At 69.0% G+C, this 18,696-nt stretch carries 14 protein-coding genes and 3 pseudogenes; 10 read left to right on the plus strand and 7 right to left on the minus strand.

The window, feature by feature from the left end; all coding sequences use genetic code 11:
• The first annotated feature begins 27 nt into the window (after positions 1–27).
• Complete coding sequence (locus tag OHA03_RS36005; RefSeq protein WP_267007807.1) at positions 28–1,041, plus strand: fatty acid desaturase; 1,014 nt, start codon at positions 28–30, stop codon at positions 1,039–1,041.
• Positions 1,038–1,400, plus strand: coding sequence for a hypothetical protein (locus OHA03_RS36010; protein WP_267007808.1), 363 nt, complete (start codon positions 1,038–1,040; stop codon positions 1,398–1,400). The genes OHA03_RS36005 and OHA03_RS36010 overlap by 4 nt, the downstream gene beginning before the upstream one ends.
• Before the next feature lie 75 nt (positions 1,401–1,475).
• On the opposite strand, the gene OHA03_RS36015 is transcribed toward OHA03_RS36010, so the two are convergent.
• The 3 genes and pseudogenes from OHA03_RS36015 to OHA03_RS36025 all read right to left on the minus strand — a co-directional run bounded on the left by OHA03_RS36015 (position 1,476) and on the right by OHA03_RS36025 (position 5,337).
• The gene (locus OHA03_RS36015) at positions 1,476–1,919 is read right to left on the minus strand and encodes a LuxR family transcriptional regulator (RefSeq protein WP_267008276.1); all 444 of its coding nucleotides are present in this window, start codon (positions 1,917–1,919) and stop codon (positions 1,476–1,478) included.
• Between the two features lie 261 nt (positions 1,920–2,180).
• A pseudogene (gene aroA, locus OHA03_RS36020) lies at positions 2,181–3,230 on the minus strand (3-phosphoshikimate 1-carboxyvinyltransferase); the annotation flags it as partial.
• Positions 3,231–3,756: 526 nt separating this feature from the next.
• Positions 3,757–5,337, minus strand: coding sequence for an IS1182 family transposase (locus OHA03_RS36025; RefSeq protein ID WP_267007809.1), 1,581 nt, complete (start codon positions 5,335–5,337; stop codon positions 3,757–3,759).
• 215 nt (positions 5,338–5,552) lie between these two features.
• Between OHA03_RS36025 and OHA03_RS36030 the strand changes: the two genes are divergently transcribed.
• From OHA03_RS36030 to OHA03_RS36040, 3 genes are all read left to right on the plus strand, one after another.
• On the plus strand, positions 5,553–5,711 hold the full coding sequence (locus OHA03_RS36030) for a hypothetical protein (protein ID WP_267007810.1): 159 nt from the start codon (positions 5,553–5,555) through the stop codon (positions 5,709–5,711).
• A gap of 305 nt (positions 5,712–6,016) precedes the next feature.
• The gene (locus tag OHA03_RS36035) at positions 6,017–8,236 is read left to right on the plus strand and encodes a DUF262 domain-containing protein (protein WP_267007811.1); all 2,220 of its coding nucleotides are present in this window, start codon (positions 6,017–6,019) and stop codon (positions 8,234–8,236) included.
• 68 nt (positions 8,237–8,304) lie between these two features.
• Complete coding sequence (locus OHA03_RS36040; RefSeq protein ID WP_267007812.1) at positions 8,305–9,420, plus strand: hypothetical protein; 1,116 nt, start codon at positions 8,305–8,307, stop codon at positions 9,418–9,420.
• 210 nt (positions 9,421–9,630) lie between these two features.
• Here the strand turns inward: OHA03_RS36040 and OHA03_RS36045 are convergent, their stop codons facing one another.
• Positions 9,631–10,794: a hypothetical protein gene (locus tag OHA03_RS36045; protein WP_267007813.1), complete on the minus strand. Its 1,164-nt coding sequence runs from the start codon at positions 10,792–10,794 to the stop codon at positions 9,631–9,633.
• 257 nt (positions 10,795–11,051) lie between these two features.
• Between OHA03_RS36045 and OHA03_RS36050 the strand changes: the two genes are divergently transcribed.
• Positions 11,052–11,546: a DEAD/DEAH box helicase family protein gene (locus OHA03_RS36050; RefSeq protein ID WP_267007814.1), complete on the plus strand. Its 495-nt coding sequence runs from the start codon at positions 11,052–11,054 to the stop codon at positions 11,544–11,546.
• Here OHA03_RS36050 and OHA03_RS36055 read toward each other — a convergent pair.
• The gene (locus OHA03_RS36055; protein ID WP_267007815.1) at positions 11,479–12,546 is read right to left on the minus strand and encodes a hypothetical protein; all 1,068 of its coding nucleotides are present in this window, start codon (positions 12,544–12,546) and stop codon (positions 11,479–11,481) included. The two genes, OHA03_RS36050 and OHA03_RS36055, sit on opposite strands and share 68 nt — an antisense overlap.
• Positions 12,547–12,729: 183 nt before the next feature.
• On the opposite strand from OHA03_RS36055, the gene OHA03_RS36060 reads away from it, so the two are divergent.
• The 4 genes and pseudogenes from OHA03_RS36060 (at position 12,730) to OHA03_RS36075 (ending at position 16,083) form a co-directional block, all read left to right on the plus strand.
• Positions 12,730–12,993: a helix-turn-helix transcriptional regulator gene (locus tag OHA03_RS36060; RefSeq protein WP_267007816.1), complete on the plus strand. Its 264-nt coding sequence runs from the start codon at positions 12,730–12,732 to the stop codon at positions 12,991–12,993.
• Between the two features lie 156 nt (positions 12,994–13,149).
• Positions 13,150–14,016 (plus strand): DUF6083 domain-containing protein, encoded by an 867-nt coding sequence (locus OHA03_RS36065; protein WP_267007817.1) that lies wholly within the window; start codon positions 13,150–13,152, stop codon positions 14,014–14,016.
• A 243-nt stretch (positions 14,017–14,259) separates the two neighbouring features.
• A pseudogene (locus tag OHA03_RS36070) lies at positions 14,260–15,182 on the plus strand (UvrD-helicase domain-containing protein); the annotation flags it as partial.
• Between the two features lie 97 nt (positions 15,183–15,279).
• Complete coding sequence (locus OHA03_RS36075; RefSeq protein WP_267007818.1) at positions 15,280–16,083, plus strand: aminoglycoside 3'-phosphotransferase; 804 nt, start codon at positions 15,280–15,282, stop codon at positions 16,081–16,083.
• Positions 16,084–16,108: 25 nt separating this feature from the next.
• Here the strand turns inward: OHA03_RS36075 and OHA03_RS36080 are convergent.
• Positions 16,109–16,570, minus strand: a pseudogene (locus OHA03_RS36080) (transposase); the annotation flags it as partial.
• A 13-nt stretch (positions 16,571–16,583) separates the two neighbouring features.
• The gene (locus OHA03_RS36085) at positions 16,584–18,695 is read right to left on the minus strand and encodes an ISAzo13 family transposase (RefSeq protein WP_267007819.1); all 2,112 of its coding nucleotides are present in this window, start codon (positions 18,693–18,695) and stop codon (positions 16,584–16,586) included.
• Position 18,696 lies beyond the last annotated feature (1 nt).

An 18,696-nucleotide genomic window follows, 5' to 3' on the forward strand; every position in this document is an offset into this window, starting at 1 on the left:
CGGCACACACATACACAGGGGGACGTCATGTCAACAGCAGAGATACCCAAGGCAGCCGAACAGTCCGAGGACGCCGACCCGGTGCGCACCACCGGCGGGACCCCGCCCGCCGCAGCCCGCCAGAAACCGGTGCTGCTCTTCTCGCGGGCCCGGGTGACCGGACGTGACCAAGCCGTCTTCATCACCAAACTCGTCGTCGCCGCCGTACTGACCGGCGCAGGAGCGTTCCTCGCCCTGCAGGACGGTCTGCTGTTCTCGGCGGCCGGGATCGTGCTGCTCGCCGCCGTCTACACGCACATGGTGGAACTGCAGCACCAGTGCCTGCACCACAGCGCCTTCACCTCGCCCAAGCCGCACCGCGTCGTGGGCGTCCTGCTGGGCCTGCCGCTGCTCGTGTCGTACACCCACTACCGGGTCCGGCACCTGCAGCACCACAAGTACCTCGGTACGCCGCAGGACTCGGAGTTCTTCGGCTTCGACACGCGCGCCCCGCTGACGTGGGGCATGCTCTGCCGCGGCGCCTTCGACTACCGGCGGCTGGGCATCATCGCCCGCGAGGTCTACCGCAGCTGGCGAGGAACGTGGGAGTACGACGCCGGGGACATCTCCGACCGGCGCAGACGCGAGATCATCGCCGAGTACCGCTGGGCGGTGGTGCCGGTGTTCGCGGCGGTGGCACTCGCCGTCGCCGGGTACGGCGGCCCGGTACTGGAGCTGTGGCTGCTGCCCCTCCTCGTGGCCGCCCCCATGCACTTCTTCCTGGAACTGCCCGAGCACATCCTGTGCGACACGGAAGCCACCGACGTACTGCGCAACACCCGCTCCATCAAGGGGAGCTGGTTGAGCACCTGGTACACCAACGGCAACAACCTGCACGTGGAGCACCACGCGGCCATGACGGTGGCGATCAACCGGCTGCGGGAGCGGCACGCGGAGGTGACCAGCATGGCGAAGTACGTCGAGCGGGGATACCCCACGTTCTACCTGGCGGTGCTGCGGGAAGCGGCGCGCAACTCCCGGGTCGCGGGGAGGCAGCGGTGACAGCGCGGACCTTCCGGGTCGAGGTACTCGCCTCGCGGCTCGCCACCTCCGTCTGGGACGCGGACGTCGAAGGGCTCGTCTCCGCCTCCTTCGTCCGCAACCAGATCAAGCTCCGGGTGCCGGAGGCCGACTTCAACGTCCGGCTGCGCGGCGACGGACCGGACCGCCTGACGCTGACCTTCGAGGCGGTCTTCCGGGAGTGCGGCCAGGCCCGCCGGGCGGGCGGCACCTGGTGGGACACCTGGGAGGTGGTGGCCGAGCCGGCCGAGCGGGCGGGCCGGGTCCTGGTCGAGCAGGTCCTGGCGGCCCGGCGTCGGTTCGCGGTCCTCCTCGCCGACGCGCGGCGGGAGGCGGCCTGACTCAGGGGCGGGGCGCGCGGCATCGCACGGGCGGAGGTCCTCCCGTGCGGGGCGCCGCCCGCGGCAGGCGGCCCCTCATGCCTCGCCCGGCGAGTCCAGCCCCGCGTCCAGTCCCAGCAGATAACCGAGCTGGAACCGGTTCTCGGCGCCGTAGCGGGCCTTGATCCGGCCCACGTGGTTCTGCAGGGAGCGCTCGCTGATGCCGAGCCGACGGGCGATCGCCCGGTCCGAGCGGCCGGCGACCAGCAGCTTCTGGATGGACTCGTGGATGGAGGGGATCACCTCAGGAGCGGCGTCCACCGAGCGCGCGGGCACGAACGGGGTCGATTCGGCGCGGTCCCAGGACCGCTCGAAGACATCCACCAGGAAGCGCACCACGGACGCCTCCCGCACCTCCAGCGCCAGGGTCCGGTCACCGCGGCCGGGTATGAACGCCACCTCGCGGTCGACGATGATCAGCCGCTCGAAGAACTCGGGAAGGGTGCGCACCTCGGCCCCGTACGCCGTCACCTGGCGCACGTAGTCCTTGGTGGCCTCGTCGAATCGGGCGCTGTGCTGGTACAGCGTCCGGTTGGCGATCCCGGCGTCGAGCTGGGCGCGGACCGTCTCCAGGGCATCGGCGAGGACTGATCTCGGCCGGGGTCCGTCCGGCTGGGCGGTGAGGATCTCCTTCCGGGCACCGTCGACGGCATCGCGGATGGCCTGGTTGATCTCGGGCAGGCCGTCCAGATAGTCGATGACGGGAGTCGGTCCCCGCAGCGAACCACCGGCCGACCGTGCGACGGCCGCGATGCGGTCGCACTCCTTGATGCGCAGGCTGGCGATGTTGCTGATGTGCGTGGTGCCCTGGGCGAACGCGGCGACAACAGCAAGGGTGGGGACGACGTCCGGCATCGCCTCCATGTCGATGTCGATGCCGTGCAGGTCTCCGCCGGACAGGGTGATGGAGGTGTCGGTGACCTCGGCGGTACATCCCATGCGGACCAGGGCTTCCACGAGGCCGACGTCGCCCTGCTTGGAGTCCTTGCCGATGCCCGGGATGGTGACCGTGCCGCCCAGAACGGCGGCTGCAGCGAGGAAGTAGGACATGCCGGAGGCGTCGGGCTCCACGGTGACGGTGCCCCCGCGCAGCTTCTGGCCGGCGGCCACGGTGAAGCGGGTGTAGCCCTCCCGCTTGACGGTGACGCCCATCTCGGCCAGCGCCGCGATGGTCATCTCGACGTAAGGCTTGGAGACCAGATCGTCGGTGATCACGACCTCGGTGTCCTGTTCGGCGCGAGTGGCGTTGATCAGGAGGCTGGAGGTGAACTGGGAGCTGACCGCGCCGCTGATGCGCGTAGACCCGCCGCGGAAACTGGGACCGGTGACCTTGATGGGCGGGCTGCCGTTGCCGCGCACCGCCTCGGCAGTGACCCCCAGCCCGGGCAGGGCGTCGAGCAGTGAGCCCATGGGCCGCTCCTGCATGCGCTTGGTGCCGGTCAGCACGGTCGTGCCGTCGGCGTGGCCGGCCATGGCGATCAGGAAGCGGATCGGGGTGCCCGCGGCGCCGACATAGACCTCCTCTGCGGGGCCGCGCATCGGTTCGCCGGTCGGGGTGACGGTGATCCGCTCGGCAGCGGCATCGACATCCACGCTGACGTGACCGAACTGCCGCAGGGCGTTGGCGAGGTACTGCGTGTCGTCGCAGACCAGTGCGCCTTCGATCGTTGTCGCCTGCCCCGAGAGGGCAGCGATCGCCAGGTAGCGGTTGGAGTAGCTCTTGGAACCGAGGACCTTCACCTGCTTGCTGAAGGTGTCCAGCAGCCGGATGGTGACATTTTCGGCCTTCATACGCGGATCAGATTCAAGCGAGCTCAATGTCGTCTCCCCATCATCGTGGCGTGGCGGCGCCGGTAGTGACCGGGAAGAGACTGCGAGGCGATCAAGGGTTGAGGAAAGTCCTTCATGAGGCAGCAAGTTGCATGGCAACTTGCTGCCAGAATCGGTCACTTGAGGGCATCGGATGGGACGTCAAATGTCCAACTACCGTGCTATCTTCAAGAAATTCAATTCAGCAGCACACTGGGGGGCAGATGTCGCAGCCGCTGGGATTGGACGAACTGGCCTGTCAGTCTTCCGTCTAGTTACGATATCGATCAAGCTCTGAGCTGCAGTGTTTGAAGTGCAGAGACAATACAAGATCGACATCTGGTATGGGTGTTGACCTGCATTGGTTCCTTCGGTAGACGTCTCGATCTCTAGTTGACTGGCTTGCTGACCTGCGATGTTGGGATTAGGCAGAGAGTGTCGTAACTAGAAGACTGCTGAAAATCTTGTCGAAGGGCTGTCCGGCCGCAGGCCGGGTGGCCCTTTTTCGCTATGCGGTGGCCGCGGCGAGGTGCCAGGTGTTGCCCGTCCGGATGAGTCCGAGGGTGATCAGTCGGCGGAGGTTGAGGGCGGCGGCGCGGTGGTGGAGCCAGATGTTGTTGGCGATGACGCCGCGGTAGGGAACCCGGCGGTTGCCCTTGGCGACGAGCCAGGCGATGGCCCGCTCGACGGGCGGCCGCCATCTGCGGTATTCGGCCTGCCAGACCGGGTCGGTGGCGGCCTGGGCCCGGGCGGCGGCCAGCAGGTCGTACTGGGGGTGGACGTTGAGGGTGCGTCCGGTCTTGGAGGTGGTGCAGCGTTCCCGTAGCGGGCAGTCGGTGCAGACGCGCTTGAACTGGGCGGTGCGGGCGCCGTCCACTTTGACCTGTCCGAGGTTGGCGGTGTGTCCCGCCGGGCAGGTCGCGGTGCCGGCCGCTGGGTCGATGCGGAAGTCGTCGATGGTGAAGCCGCCGGGGACGGCCTGCCGCATCGGCGGCGGTTTGATCACCAGGGTGTGGCCGTCGGCCTCAAGGCGCATCCGCAGGTCGCCGGTGCCGTAGGCAGAGTCGCCGAGCACGGTTAACTCGCCGTCCTCGCCGTCCAGCAGGCCGGCGCCGACGGTGGCCTCGTGGTTGCTGGGACCGTATCCGCCGGTCAGAGCGACAGCGGTGAACAGGCCGGTCTCCGGCTCGAAGGACGCATGCCCTTTGAAGCCGTCCTGGTGACGGGTGCGGTTCTTGTGGATGTGCCGCGCATCGGTATCGACGGTCGACACCAGCCGGTCGGCCACCGTGCGCTTCGCGATGCGCCAGCGCCCGTCGCGTCCGTCGGAGTCCTCGGCGGGTTCCACGTCCTGGCCCGCGACCAGGGCCAGCAAGCCGACCGCGTTCGACGCCTTCTCGCCCATCTCCTGTTCGGGCAGGTGCCCGAGCAGGAGATGGGCGTCAGTGACCAGCCCGTCGACCAGCGCGGCACGGGCCGTCTCGTCGTCCCAGGCAATCCTCGGCTTGCCCGGGTCGGTGTAGTCGTGCGCCCGGCAGTGCTCCGCGGCCACCTCCCCGGCGCCGGGGACCTCGCGGATCACCCGGCGGACGGCGGAGATGATCTGGGTGACGGTGTCCTGGGTGGCCACCGCGTCATCGAGCACGGTGGAGTCCAGCGCCCGCCGCTGCCTGCCCTTGAGCACGCCGGTCGCGGCCACGACCTCCCTGACCTTGGTAAAGATCCGCATCGGATCGGCAGAGTTACGCAGACGGCGCCGGAAGTACGTCAGCAGCGACGGATCAAACGCGCTGTCGTACAGGCCGAGCCCGCAGGCGGCCTTCCACCGCAGGTCACACCGCAACTCCTGGACGGTCTCGAAGTCCGAAAGCCCCTGCAGGCTCTGCAGCACCACCGTCGCGGCCAGCACCTGCGGCGGCAGACTCGGACGGCCGTTGGACGACGGATACATATCCGCGAACATCCCCGGCGGGAACAGCACCTCCCTGTGCTCGGCCAGAAACGCGAACACACTGCCTGCCGGGATCAACTCCCGGCACGTTTCCCACACATCCGGCCCGACCAGCTCCCCGGCCCATTCCCCCTGCATGCCTACAAGACTGGCCCCGACTCCACCGAGCCGGGGCCAGAACACCAGATTTTCAGCAGTCTTCTAGACGAATAATTTCTCTGCTCGAGCGCGTGGGGGCGGAAGATCGTTGATCTTGCTCAGCCCGGACTGTGCCGCCTACGACCGCAAACGCCCGTCAGCAGCCCCCAGGCCGGGTCACCGCCCACGCCAGCGCGGCGACCGGGGAGGTCGGTGTGCGGCTTCCTCCCATCGGAGCCAACGTGGACGGGCTCCAAACGGTCGATCTCCTGTCGCTGTGGGAGACCACCGCGATTGCCGCCTACAAGACATCCGCCGACTGGACCCGGGGCATCGTCACCCTGGCCGCGCCGCCGTTGTGCAGGAGCTGCTGAATTCGGCCAGGGCACTCGGCGTCGTCCCCCACGCCCCGGTGCAGGCCGGCGCCGCAGCTGCCCGCAGCCCGATGACGTGGCTGGCCACGTAGGGGCCTCCTACGCAGCGGTCGAGGGTCGTGCGGTGATCAGCGGTTGCCGTCGGGAGTGGCAGTGCCAAGACCCGCCGGAGACCGGCCCGCAGTCGGCACATTCGCTTGCCCCGGCGTTGTGCGCGCCGCCCATCCGACTCCCGCGCCGTCTGTACGGCACGGCACCGAGTTGGGAGCATGACGGGATATGCCCGGCAGGTGAGGGGTGGTTGCGTGGGGGCGGACGAGATCAGGTCTCAGGGCTTCAACCTGAATGAGCTGTTCCGTGATGTGACCTATGAGATCGACTACTACCAGCGTGACTACACCTGGGGCGAGGAAGAAGTCCGCACCCTGCTACGGGACTTGTGTGATTCGTTCCGGAACTGGTCGGGCGACTCCGCGTACCGGCGCCGCCCGCACACTGCGCCGCAGTACTTCCTCGGCCCCTTCGTCTACCACGAGCCGTCGAGGAACTGCCGCTACCTCGTCGACGGCCAGCAGCGGTTCGTCACCCTGCACGTGCTCTCCCTGCAGCTGAGGCTGTGGGCCCAGGAAGCCGGAGATCCGCAAACGGTCGACCAGCTCAACCGTGTGATCACGACCGACGGGAAGCACTTCTGCGTCGGCATCACCGACCACGACCCCGTCCTGCGGGCCATCAGCGAGGGTCGCAAATACGAGACTGGGGCCGGGGACTCCCTCTCCCGCCGCAACCTGTGGGCACGCAGCCAGCAGATCGAATCCCAGCTCGCGGAAGAACTCGACGCCGAGGAACTCCACCACTTCACCGAGTGGCTCCTGAAACGGGTGGTCCTGGTCGGCATCCGCGCGGCCGGCCCCGACCACGGATACCGCATGTTCGAGACGATGAACGACCGCGGCGCCCGCCTCACCGCCGTCGACCTTCTCAAGAGCCACTTGCTGTCCAACGTCGGCGCGGGGGAGGAACAGCTCAACACCCAGTGGCAGGAGATGCTGCGAGAACTCTCCACCGACCGCGACGACCCCCAGGCAGCGTCGCGCTTCATCAAGGCCTACCTCCTCGCCCGCTGCGCACGCGAGGGCCACGCTGAGGACCGCCGCCAGATCACCACCAACCTCAACGTGTGGGTGCGCCACAACGCCACGCACCTTGGTCTGACCGCGGGACGCCCCGACCACTTCCTCAAGTTCGTGCAGGACCTGCTGAAGTCGGCCCGCCTGTACCGGCCCATCCTTGCTGCCACCCGCACGCTGAAGAAGGACGGCGACCGCCTGGAGACGGTGCTCTTCAACGAACGCAACGGACTCGGCGTCCAATCCGTCGCCGTCCTCGCGGCCATCGACCCCGATGACCAGCCCACCGACGCCAAGGACAAAGGCCGCCTCGTCGCCTCCTACATCGACCGCTGGTACACCCTGCGGATCCTGCAGGACCTGCCCGTCCAGGCCGCCGACGCCGACGCCCTGGTCCACACCGAGCTCGTCCCCCTCCTGCGCGGATGCCGCACCGTCGCCGACGTCGCCTCCATGCTGGGGGACCTCGTCCGCCGCGACGGGAACCCGGTGCGCGAAGCAATCACCCTGGGACTGCGCGGCAACAACGCCCACCAGATCCGCTATCTTCTCGCCCGCGCCACCGCCTACACCGACGAGGCCTGTAAGAGACCCTCCGACATCCTCGCCTACCTCGACCGCGACCAATTCCACATCGAACACCTGTGGGCCAACCACCACCACCGGGTGGCCGGAGACATCCCCGACCCGGTCGTCTTCCGCAGCCGCCGCAACCAGCTCGGCGGCCTCGGCCTGCTGAGGGGCCGCGAGAACTCCAGCATCAACGACCTGCCCTTCCACGACAAAACCCGCCTCTACGCCCGCGGCAACGTCCTGCTGGGCGTCATGGCCCCCGAGTACGACCGCCGCCACCCCGAGCTGCGCGACTTCATCAAGACACACCAGCTCGACAAACACCTGCGGGCCTTCGGGGCGAGGGAGACCATGACCACGGTCATCGCAACCCGGCAGGAGCTGTATCTGCGTCTGTTCGAACACATCTGGAACCCCGAACGCCTGGGCCTGCCCGCCACTGCTGCTGCCGCCGCACCCCCAGCCGACGGCTCCAGCCAGCCGGCCGCCCGCCCCCGCCAGGCCGCTCCGCGACGCAAACCGGCTTCGGGCCGGCGCACGGACGTGGCCAAGATGGTCGACACCCAGGTCTTGCAAGCTGGCACCCGGATCGTGCTCACCTACCGCGCCACCGAGCACTGGGCCACCATCGACGCGAACGGCGGCATCATCCTCACCGCGACCGGAGGCACCCCCTACGGCAGGGTCGACGAGGCCGGAGCCGTCGCCCGCGGTACCAAGACCTGCCAGGGCATGAACGAATGGCACATCGAAGACGAGAACGGAGTACGTGTCAGCCTGCGCGCCGTCCGCGACCGTGCAGCGGCGGCTGGCGCCCTGTAGCCGGTCAGGCGGGTCTGTCGGAGGCCGCCCTACCCTGGCGATAGGACAGCACCGTAAGGGGAGGCGGAATGGCGCACGACGCAGAAGTCATGCAGGAGCTGTGGCCGCAGCTTCTGCAGGCCGTCAAGAACAGGCGGCGCTTCACCTGGATCCTGCTGAGCCAGAACGCGAGGGTGCACGCCTACGACGGCACCACGCTGACACTGAGCTGGAACACCCAGGGTGCCTACGACAACTTCATCGGCTCGGACTCTCGCGGTGTGCTCGACGAGGCGCTGCAAGGGATCTTCCATCCTGTGCCCGCCGTCGAGTTTCTGGTGGACGGCAAGGCCCTGTCTGTCGGCGCCCGACCGGCATCGGGGGGTCCCGCAACACGGGTGCAGGTGTCCGTCGCTGTGACGGCCTCCGACTCCCTGCCGCAGGCGGCTGAGGCGGTGACGTCCGACCTGCAGCGCGTCCTGGCCCAGACGGCGTTCTTGATGCACGAACAGGGCCACGTCCAGGCCGCTGCCCTGCTGGCAGATGTGGAAGGCGTCGAACTGGTCCCCGGCAACCGCTTCGGGGACTGGGACGATGCCGTCCTGATCGTGCCGCCCTATCTCGTGCCCCGGTTCACCGAGGAGATCATCGCGGCGATCCAGCCGGTGTTCGACCACGTGGCCGGGCGGCACGGCCTGGAGATCGGCGGTGTCACGGCCGCGCCGGCGCTTCCCGAAGTCGGTGACGACTGGCGGCAGATCCTGCAGCAGAGGCTGGCCCGGGGAACGCTCTCCAACCAGGCCTCCAGAACCCGCGCCAGGGAAGTGGCCCCCACTTCCCACCGAGACGGCTTCGTCTTCGGCTCGAACGAGGAAGTGCTCGTCTACGAGGCGTTGAAGCGAGTACAAGAGCAGTTGCCGCAGGAGTCTTCCATTGCGGTCTTCCCGCTCCCGATGGGACGCGTCGGCACCGGCAACGCCTGGACATCGGACTTCCTCGTCACCGCCGCTGGCAAGGTCGGGATCATCGAGGTCGACGGACCCCACCATCACAAGCGGTTCGCCGCGGACGCCACGCGCGACCGGCACTGGCGCAACAGCGGCATTGTCCACATCGAGCGGATCCTCGTCGAGGAAACGAGCGCCGACACCGATCTCGATGCCCTCGTGCGGCAGTTCCTCACCCGGCTGCGCGAATACCGCTGACGTGGACGCCGCCACGCCGAACCGGCAGCCGTCCGCCCCCAGCGCCGCGGGGCGGACGGCTGCCGGTACCTCCACTGGCCCGCGGCGGCCAAGGCGACCACACGCGCCCGGGCCTTCAGCCGCACGGACCCGGAAGCCCCCAAGGGATTCGGTGGCAACCGGTGGGCGAAAAGGCCGGCCTGGCCCGTCCGGTGAGAGGCCGCGCGGGGGTCAGGCGCGTCCGCCGAGTCTCCACCCGCCCGGCGCGGGAAACAGCTCGGTGGTGATCAGATCGCCCAGCCGCCAGGGCAGACAGGAGCGGTCCGCGAGCGTCGTGTCCACCTCGAGTGCCGGGTCGGTGTGCGGGGCGTGCAGGGGCAGATGCCGGTAGCGGCCGCGCCTCGGCCGCTCCGCCTCGACCACCGCCTTCTTGGATGCGGCCCGGCCCGCGGGCACCGGACGCAGAGGCGGATGCCGCACCATCCACGCCTCGACCATGGCCAGGCCCTCCACCACGGGGATGCGCCACTGCTCCAGCAGCCCCGCAACCTCCTCCAGCCAGGCCCGGTCCGCGTCCTCGGTGAGGGTGCGGCGCTGCCGCTGCCGCTCCCGCGCGGCCAGCCGGTAGGCGAGGCGCACCGCCTCCGGGGAGAACACCAGTGGCGCGATGCGCAGTTCGTCCCGGCCCGCGCGGCCTAGCGCCCGTCTGCGGGTGCGCCACACCGGAGCGTTGAGCACGGGGATGTTCCACCAGCACGAGGCGATGGCGTAGGCGTCGGCGAACATCGCCTGTCCGCCCGCGCCCAGCCGGCGCTCCAGCAGCACCCGCAGGCGGTGGGCGTCGGCGACCTCAGGCACGGCCGACAGCCGGATAGCCGCGGTTCCGGGCTCGCGCCGGTTATCCAGCCAGCGCCCGTGCGCGGCGCAGACCTGCCACGTCGCATCGGCGGCTAGGTAGGAATTCCACGCCGTGCCCTTGATACGGGCGCACATCTCGCACACCCGCACCAGGAAGCAGCCGGGGGTGTCCCAGGGCCAGTCCCACGCCGGCCCGCCCGCCGCAGTCAACAGCCGGTTCGCGCGCAGGTTCGGCAGCGCGGACTGCAGCTCGCCGACCGAGCGGCCCGTCATCACGGCGAGCCGGTCCAGCGCGGCCGTATTGAGATAGCCGTAGCGCGGATCGCCAGGCACGCCGGCCTTGCGCAGCGGCGTGCCGAACATGGGCCAGAACTCCTGGTCGGGGATGCCGTTGGCGTCCGCCAGGCGCCGGGTGTAGGAGCCGGTCGACTCCCCGCCGATCAACCGCACCGACAGCGCCAGCCGCTGCGCCGGCCGCCAGGGCCTTTTCCGCTGCGGCCGGCCGGCCGCAGCGCTTCCCGCACGAACCACCGTCACGTACCTCTCTCACCAGCTGTCCCCGCAGCGGGGCGACGCCTTTCCCCCCGGCCGGGCATCCGCTCCTTACGCCGGGACGAGCAACCCGTATACGTCCGCTGCCGCCTATGCGCGCGAGCCATGTCCGCTCCCGGCGCAGGCCGCGTCTTTGGCCGAAAATCTTCGACGCCTCCTCCGGCCGGGCAGGCCCGGCCAGTAGATTCCCGCGCGATCCGAAGCAGGGGCGCCGCCAGCCCCGAGAAGGGGGAGGCGCCACCATGCAACTGCGGGAACACCAGGCCGCGGCTCTGGCCGCGATTCAGGCCGCGGTGGCGGCCGGTGAGAAACGCATGACGGTCGTCTCGGCGTGCGGTACGGGCAAGACACTGGTCGCCCAGCAGACCGCACAGCGGCTGGCACCGCGGGGCTCCGTGCTGGTGCTGATGCCGACCAGAGCCCTCGTGACCCAGAGCATCCGGCGCTGGCGTGAGGCCGGCCGGACGGGGCTGGCACTCGGCGTCTGCTCCCTCAGCCAGACCGAGAGCGGCCTGGCTCCCTCGGAAGCGGTGCTGTGCCGCTACCCGCGGGCCCTCGCCCGGGCCGCCCGCACGACCGGCCCGGTCACCGTGTTCTCCACCTACGGCTCCCTCCACCACATCCGCGACGCCCACGACCTGTACGGGCTGCCGCCCTGGGACCTCGTGATCATCGATGAGGCCCACCGCACCTGCTCCGCGTTCGGCGATGCGGGTCCCATGACACGTCTTCTGTGACCGGTTCGAATGTCCATGCTGCGATGGTGTTCACGGTCACGAGGCGGTTGAGTGTTGCGGTCAGGGTGTTCTGGTCGAGTCCGCAGGTACGGGTCAGGTGGTCTGCTTCCATGCTGGTCCGCCCGGGGTTGGGGGAGTGGTGCGCGGCGAGTACCAGTGCGGTCAGACGGTCTGCGGCCGGCAAGGCGCGCAGCCGTGGCTGGGAGACCGCACGCAGGCCCCAGTCGGCAGCCCGGTGACGGTCGTGCCGGGCGGGTTCCTGGGTGAGGACGGTGGCATCGAGCAGTTGCGCGGCGGCAGTTCTCTGCTCTGTCTGTTCTGTGGGATGCGGCAGGCGGCGCAGCCAGCGGGCGTTCTCCAGCTCGTCCCAGGGCGCGAGGTCCTGGGCCAGGCGCATGCCGCGGAGCAGTCCGGCCGGGAGATGTACCTGTCCGGATGTGTTGCTGCGCAGTGCGCACTGCAGGGCGAGGAGTCGACCTTCGGCGCTCGCATCCGGGGGAAGTGCGGCAGCGAGATAGCTGAGCATCTCGCGGACACGAACCGCCGGAGGGGTACCACCGGGCAGCCTGACACGCTTTGCCCCAGCGGAACCGGGGCCGGCATCGAGCTTCGCTGAGGTTGATGCGACGGCGGTGTCGGGGACGATGGCGCTGCCCGGGGTGGCGCCCGCGCAGGCGGCGCAGACGTCGGCCAGACGCCAGAGTCGACCCCCGCGTTCACGCGCGAGGACGAGCAGGACGGGTCCGGAGCAGCCGCGGTGGCGCGGATGCCACCGGCATCCGCGTTCGTGGCACTGGCAGGTGCGCAGGTGTGGGGGCAGTGCATCGTGCCGCGCGTGGTGGGCCAGGTGCGCCAGGACCGCGGGCCGGGCTGCAGAAGCTGCCAGAGCGTGGCCGCGTGGTGCGCACAGGGCGCAATAGAGCACGGTTTTGCCCTGCTGCGGGCGTAGTTCCACGGTCCAGGTGCGCCGTACTTGTGGGCGCAGGGTGCATAGCCTCATGGGGCGCCCGTTCCTCCTGCCTTCGACTGGGAGCCGACCCGCCCCTGGGAGTTGTGGTGAGGGGAGGGGTGTCGGCGGCACACCGTAGTGCAGACCTCTGCCCTTCGCCCGGGGCGGTCACCTGCAGAAATAGGGCAGAGGTCTGCACTGGCAGGGCAGGGGTCTGCACCTTCGGATGGGGGAGTGACCACCTTCCCGCCCGACCCGAACCTCACCGCCCTCCGCCTGGAGCTCGCGCGGCTGAGGAGCGAACGCGGCTGGACCTACGACGAACTCGCCCGCCGCACCGGCCTGGCCAGACGCACCCTCATCGAAATCGAGCAGGGCCGCACCATCGGATCCCTCAAGACCTGGCACGCTCTCGCCCACGCCCTCGACGTGTCCGTCGACCACCTCTTCGCCACCCTCTGCGAAGGACACGAGCCACCCGCCGAGCCCGCCGAATAGCGTCACCGGCCCTGCCGTTGAGGATCACCCGATCCAGTCACCGACGGGAACTCCCGTACGGGAAACCGCACATCAGTCCCGCCCTATTGAGCCATCCGCAGGACAATCCGGCACGCTCACCGTAGCGGCGGCGCGTCGCCTGTCACCTTCACGGTCATGTCCTCCACTGCCTCATCCGGCCGCCGATGGGACGGAACCCCCGCCCGCCCCCACCGCCAGCGGGCCCTGCGCGTCGCCCCCGACAGCCCCACCCGCCTCGTGCGCAGCGCCCAGCCCAGTCGCTGCCGAGACTGCGGCAACCACGTCGACTGGTACACCCGCACCGACAACCGCCCCGTCAGCCTCCACCCGCACGAACTCGACGCCACCACCGTGCCGGTTGCCAGCCGCTGGCACGTCAGCTCCGGCATCGCCCACCCCGCCGACGACGGCACCCCCTGGTGCCGCATCTTGCACCTCGCCCTGTGCCCCGCACGCACCGCCCCCACCCGGCTCACCCCGCAAATCGCCGCACTGCGTGGCCACCTCGCTCTGCACACCCGCCGACTCCTCGACACCGGCACCCTCACCCCACCCACACCGGACACAGCCTCACCGGCAACCGCCCCGGAGCCCTGCCGCCCGGCCCGGCCCATCGTCCTGCTCCTCCACACCCGCTACCTCGCCGCCCAACCCATCGACACCATCCAGTGCGTAGCCCAGACCCGCCGACGCCACCGTTGCACCCAGCCCGTCCTCAGCCCCAGCACCCCGGCCGGCGCGTGGGCACTTGTCCCCGCCACCACCGGGCGCAGACAACTGTCCATCCCCGATGGTCTGATGGCCGTCTACGACCTCACCCCCCTTACCTACGCGGAACAGCTGCGCTGGCGCCATCAACGCTGCCCCGCCCACGCCGCCGTCCCGGGCGCAGCCGACCTCGCCCTCTGCGACTGGGAACCGTTCGACCCGCTGCTGCACCACCAGCACATCCACAACCGCCTGCCCACCACAGTCCGCCACCGCACCCAGGCACGGGCATGAGAAGACCACACGACCACGTGCAGCCGAGAACTCCACCGAGACAGTGTTGCCAGGCCCGTGCCGTGCCCCGTTCAGATCGTGGCCCGGGCACCGGCGGCGCTGTAGCCGAAACGTCCGCAGGCGCGACATCGTCCTGGAGCGACTTCCGGCCCACGCCACGCCGCAGCAATCGCTGGCTGCTGCTGCACTCAAGCTCACCCCGCCCCCGCCCCCGCACACCGATGGAGTACCGGGGTGCTCGACCTGATTCCCACCGACGAACAGATCGCCGCCGCCGACGCCTTCCACGCCGGTGACCACCTCGCCCTCCAAGCGGGCGCCGGCACGGGCAAGACCAGCACCCTCGCCTTTCTTGCCCACCGCACCCGGCGTCGCGGCCGTTACCTCGCCTACAACAAGGCCATCGCCCAGGACGCTGCCGCCCGATTCCCCGCGACCGTGACCTGTAAAACCGCGCACGCCCTGGCCTACGCCGCCCTCGGCCACCGCTACCGCGCCCGCCTGAACGGCCCGCGCCAGCCGGGCTGGAAAACCGGGCAGGATCTCGGCATCACCAAACCCCTACGGCTCGGTGACCGAGACCTCTCACCCCGGCTCCTTTCCTACGCCACCCTGCGCACCGTGACCCGTTTCTGCCATTCCTCCGACGCAGCCCTTACCCACCACCACGTTCCACCACTGCGCAGCCTCGAAGCACCCGACCTTCACGCCCAACTCGCAACAGCCGTACTGCCATTCGCCCGCAAAGCATGGGCCGATCTGCAGAATCCCGATGCCGGCGCTGTCCGCTTCGACCACGACCACTACCTCAAAATGTGGTCACTGACCGAACCGAAGATCAACGCCGACTTCCTGTTCCTCGACGAAGCCCAGGACACCAACCCCGTCGTCGAGCAGATCTTCAACGCCCAACGCGACCACGCCCAGCTCGTCATGGTCGGCGACTCCGCCCAGGCCATCTACCAATGGCGCGGAGCTCGCGACGTCATGACCACGTTCCCCGGCACACGCCTCGCCCTGTCCAAGTCCTTCCGCTTCGGCCCTCATCTCGCAACCGAAGCCAACCGCTGGCTCACCCTCGCCAATGCCCCCTGCGCCTCGAAGGCACCGAGACGATCCCTACTGAGCTCGGCCCGGTTGAGATCCCTGACGCCGTTCTGTGGAGGAATTGTCAAATTCTGTGGATCGGCTGGTCGGATGGGCGGCTGACCGATGTGCCCAAAAGTGATTGGCGCTGGCGGCCGCTCTGGTGAGAATGAGTGGATGATCGCCACTTCGCCCCAGGGACCTGTCGAGCCTCCACGTATCGTTGCCGAGCTCGCTGCGGGGCGGCCGGTACGGGCCGTATGGAAGAACGAGCTCGGCGGGTTGACGTTCCAGGTCGGCTTGGGCGATACACGGCAGTTTATGAAGTGGACGCCGGTCGGCAGCGGTATCGACCTTGCGGCTGAGGTAGCACGCCTGCGGTGGGCGGCGAGGTTCACCGTGGTGCCGCGGGTACTCGGTGAGGGCGCGGACGACATGGGGTCCTGGATCATCACCCATGGCTTGCCCGGACGTACGGCGGTGGACGACCACTGGAAGCGCGACCCCGGCAGCGCGGTACGCGCGATCGGCTCGGGGCTGCGGGCGCTCCATGACGCGCTGCCCGTCGCGGACTGCCCGTTCGACTGGTCAGCCGAAATGCGCCTGGAGGGTGCACGGTCACGAGCGGTGGCGGGACGGATCATTCCAGCGGACTGGCCTCAAGAGCTTCGGCACTTCGGCACTGTCGAGCGCGCGCTCGACGCGCTCGCTGACATCCCGCCCATCGACCGGCTCGTCGTCTGCCATGGTGACGCCTGCGCTCCCAACACCCTGGTCGGTGACGACGGCACGTGGACCGGGCACGTCGATCTCGGCACGCTCGGTGTCGCGGACCGCTGGGCCGACCTCGCGGTTGCCACGTGGAGCACGCAGTGGAACTACGGTCCGGGATGGGAAGAGCCACTGCTCGAAGCTTACGGAGTCGAGCCGGACCTGGAACGGATCATGTACTACCGGCTGCTGTGGGAACTGTCGGACTGAGCATCGCAAGCCGCGGTGACGTGAGTCAGGCCGCCTGAGCCTCGGAGCGTTCGACGAGGTGGCCGCGTTCAAAGCGTGCTCCGGCCCGGACCAAGGCAACGAGGTGGGGTGCGTTCACGGCCCGCCACCGGGCCTGGGCGGACTCGACGAGCTTGAACACCATCGCGAGTGCAGCGGCCGCACTGCCGGCACCCTTGGTGACCTTCGTCCTCAGCCTCACCGTGGCAAAGGTCGACTCGATCGGATTCGTCGTGCGCAGGTGAATCCAGTGCTCGGCGGGGAAGTTGTAGAACGCCAGCAGCTCGTCGACGTCGTCGGTGACCTTCCTGACGGCCTTGGGGAACTTCACGCCGTACGTCTTCTCGAACGCCGCGACGGCCTTCAGCGCGTGCTCGCGGTCCTCGGCGTTGTAGATCTCCTTGAGGGCCTTCCTCGCGCCGGGCTGGGCCGACTTCGGCAAGGCGTTGAGAACATTTGCGGTCTTGTGGAGCCGTAAAGAATCAAGGTGTCGGCGTGTCCTGCTCCGGTCCTGCGGCGGCGAGGAGTTCGGCGGCGGTGCGGTAGCGGACAGGAGTGGGTGGCGGCACGTATCCCTCCTCTTCCAGCAGGGGTCGTGTCTCTCGGATCACGTTGCCGACCGTGGATCGGCATACGTCACCGAGCGCGTCGGTGATCACCTCCATCGTGCACAGCTTTCGCAGGTAGAGGACGGTCAGCAAGACACGCTCGCTGTTGCCGATCCGCTGGGGAAACACGCCGCCTCGGGCACCGGCCTGGCGTTCGCCGCCGCGTCGCTGGTGCGAGATCCGCTCGGCCCGGGCCGCCTGCCGGCTCGCAAGCCGCCGGGTGAGGTCGTGCAGTTCCCCACAACTCATCCCGGTCAGGGCCGGAGCGGAAAGTCGTTCAATGATCGCGGTGCGGGCGGGGCGGACGTCGTGGTCCAGGAAATCTTGCAGGTCGCGGGCGGCCTTGAAGCGGACCGGCGCCGTTCCGGGAGCGTGCCCGTGGTCCTCCAGGACCCTGCGGGTGTCCTTCACCAGGTCGCCGATGCACGCGCCGGTGACCTCCAACAGGTCTCCGAGCACGTTCATCGAGCACACCTGCCGCTGGTACAGGAGCGTGAGCAGGACGCGGGCCGGGTCGTCGAACAGTGGCTTGCTGCCGCGGAGCTTGCCGGTGGCCCGACGGGCCCGGCCGCCGCGCTGCTCGCAGTGGCGTTGCTGGGCCCCGGCGGCCTGCAGCGGAGCCAGCACCGAGCACAGCCTGGCGAGTTCGTCGCTGCTCATGCCGGTTAGCCGCCCGTCGTTGAGTCTGCGCAACATCTCCTGACGGCGGTGAGCGGGTCCGTCGCTCTGCTCGCCGGTGATGCTCTCACTGACAGACGGAGCGGTGTCGTCGGGGTGGAGCGTGTAGTTCCAGCTTCCGTGCACGGCATGCCGTTCCAGCGGCAGCGCGTCAAACCGTTCCTTGCTGATCGCCACTCCGGTGGGATAGTCCCCGGTGTCGAGGGTGGCCTCGACGCGCAGGCCTGTCCTGGTGCGGGTGGAGGCGATGGTCTCCACGACCACGTCATGGCTGGTCAGCGGCCTGCCCCTCCAGTTGAGCGTGATGTGCGAGAACAGCCGGTGTTCAATCTTGTTCCACTTGCTCGTAGCCGGAGGAAAGTGACAGACAGTGATCGTCAGGCCGGTCTCGGCGGCCAGGGAGGCGAGTTCGCTCTTCCACACGCGGTAGCGGTAGCCGTTGGATCCGCCCGCGTCGGCGGTGATCAGCAGCCGTGATGCGGCCGGGTAGTCAAGACTCCCGCGTGCCTTCCACCAGCGGCGGATCGACTCCACCGCGAAGACGGAAGTGTCGTGGTCGACGCCGACGTTGACCCATCCGGTGTCTCGGGCCAGGTCGTAGATCCCGTACGGGATCGCCTGCTCGACGTCGGGGCCGGTGAAGAAGAAGTGGTGGTCCTCGACCTCGACCGGATCACCCTTGGGGCGCCACTCCCGCCCGGCCATGGGCAGTCGTCCCAGGTGCTCACGCTTCTTGGTGTCCACGCTGACCACCGGCTCGCCAGCCGCTTGGTGGTCCTTGACCTGCTCGTTGATGTATCGGAACTGGGCATCACGGTCGGGATGTTGGGCCCCTTCGAGGGTCTTGGCATTTGCCTGCAGACTGAACCCGGCTGCCTTCAGTAGCCGCCCCACCGTCGGCGCGGAGACCGGATGCCCCTGCCGTGTCAACTGGTCCGCCAAGCGACGCAACGACTTGGTCGTCCAGCGCAGCGGTGACATCGGATCCCCGCGCTCGTCCGGCTCGACCAGGGCCAACAGAGCATCCAGCACCGCAGGGTTGGTTGCTTCGACCACACGGCGGCCCCCACCCGGCGCCCGGACACGCCCATCGGCGAGCGGTGCCTCGCCCACCTCCAGCTCTTCGACCCCGCGGCGCACCGTGGTCTCGCTCATCCCGGCGATCCTCGCGGCGGCTCGCACGCCGCCGTGGCCAAGCAATCTCGCCTCGGTCGCGACAGCCAAGCGCCGCTGCCGCTCGTTCAGATGAGGCAGCAACACCGAAAACCGGCAGCCGAGTTGGGAAAGGATCTCCTGCGCGATCGCCATA

Origin of the sequence: Streptomyces sp. NBC_00154, assembly GCF_026342835.1 — a bacterium.
Taxonomy (GTDB): Bacteria; Actinomycetota; Actinomycetes; order Streptomycetales; family Streptomycetaceae; genus Streptomyces.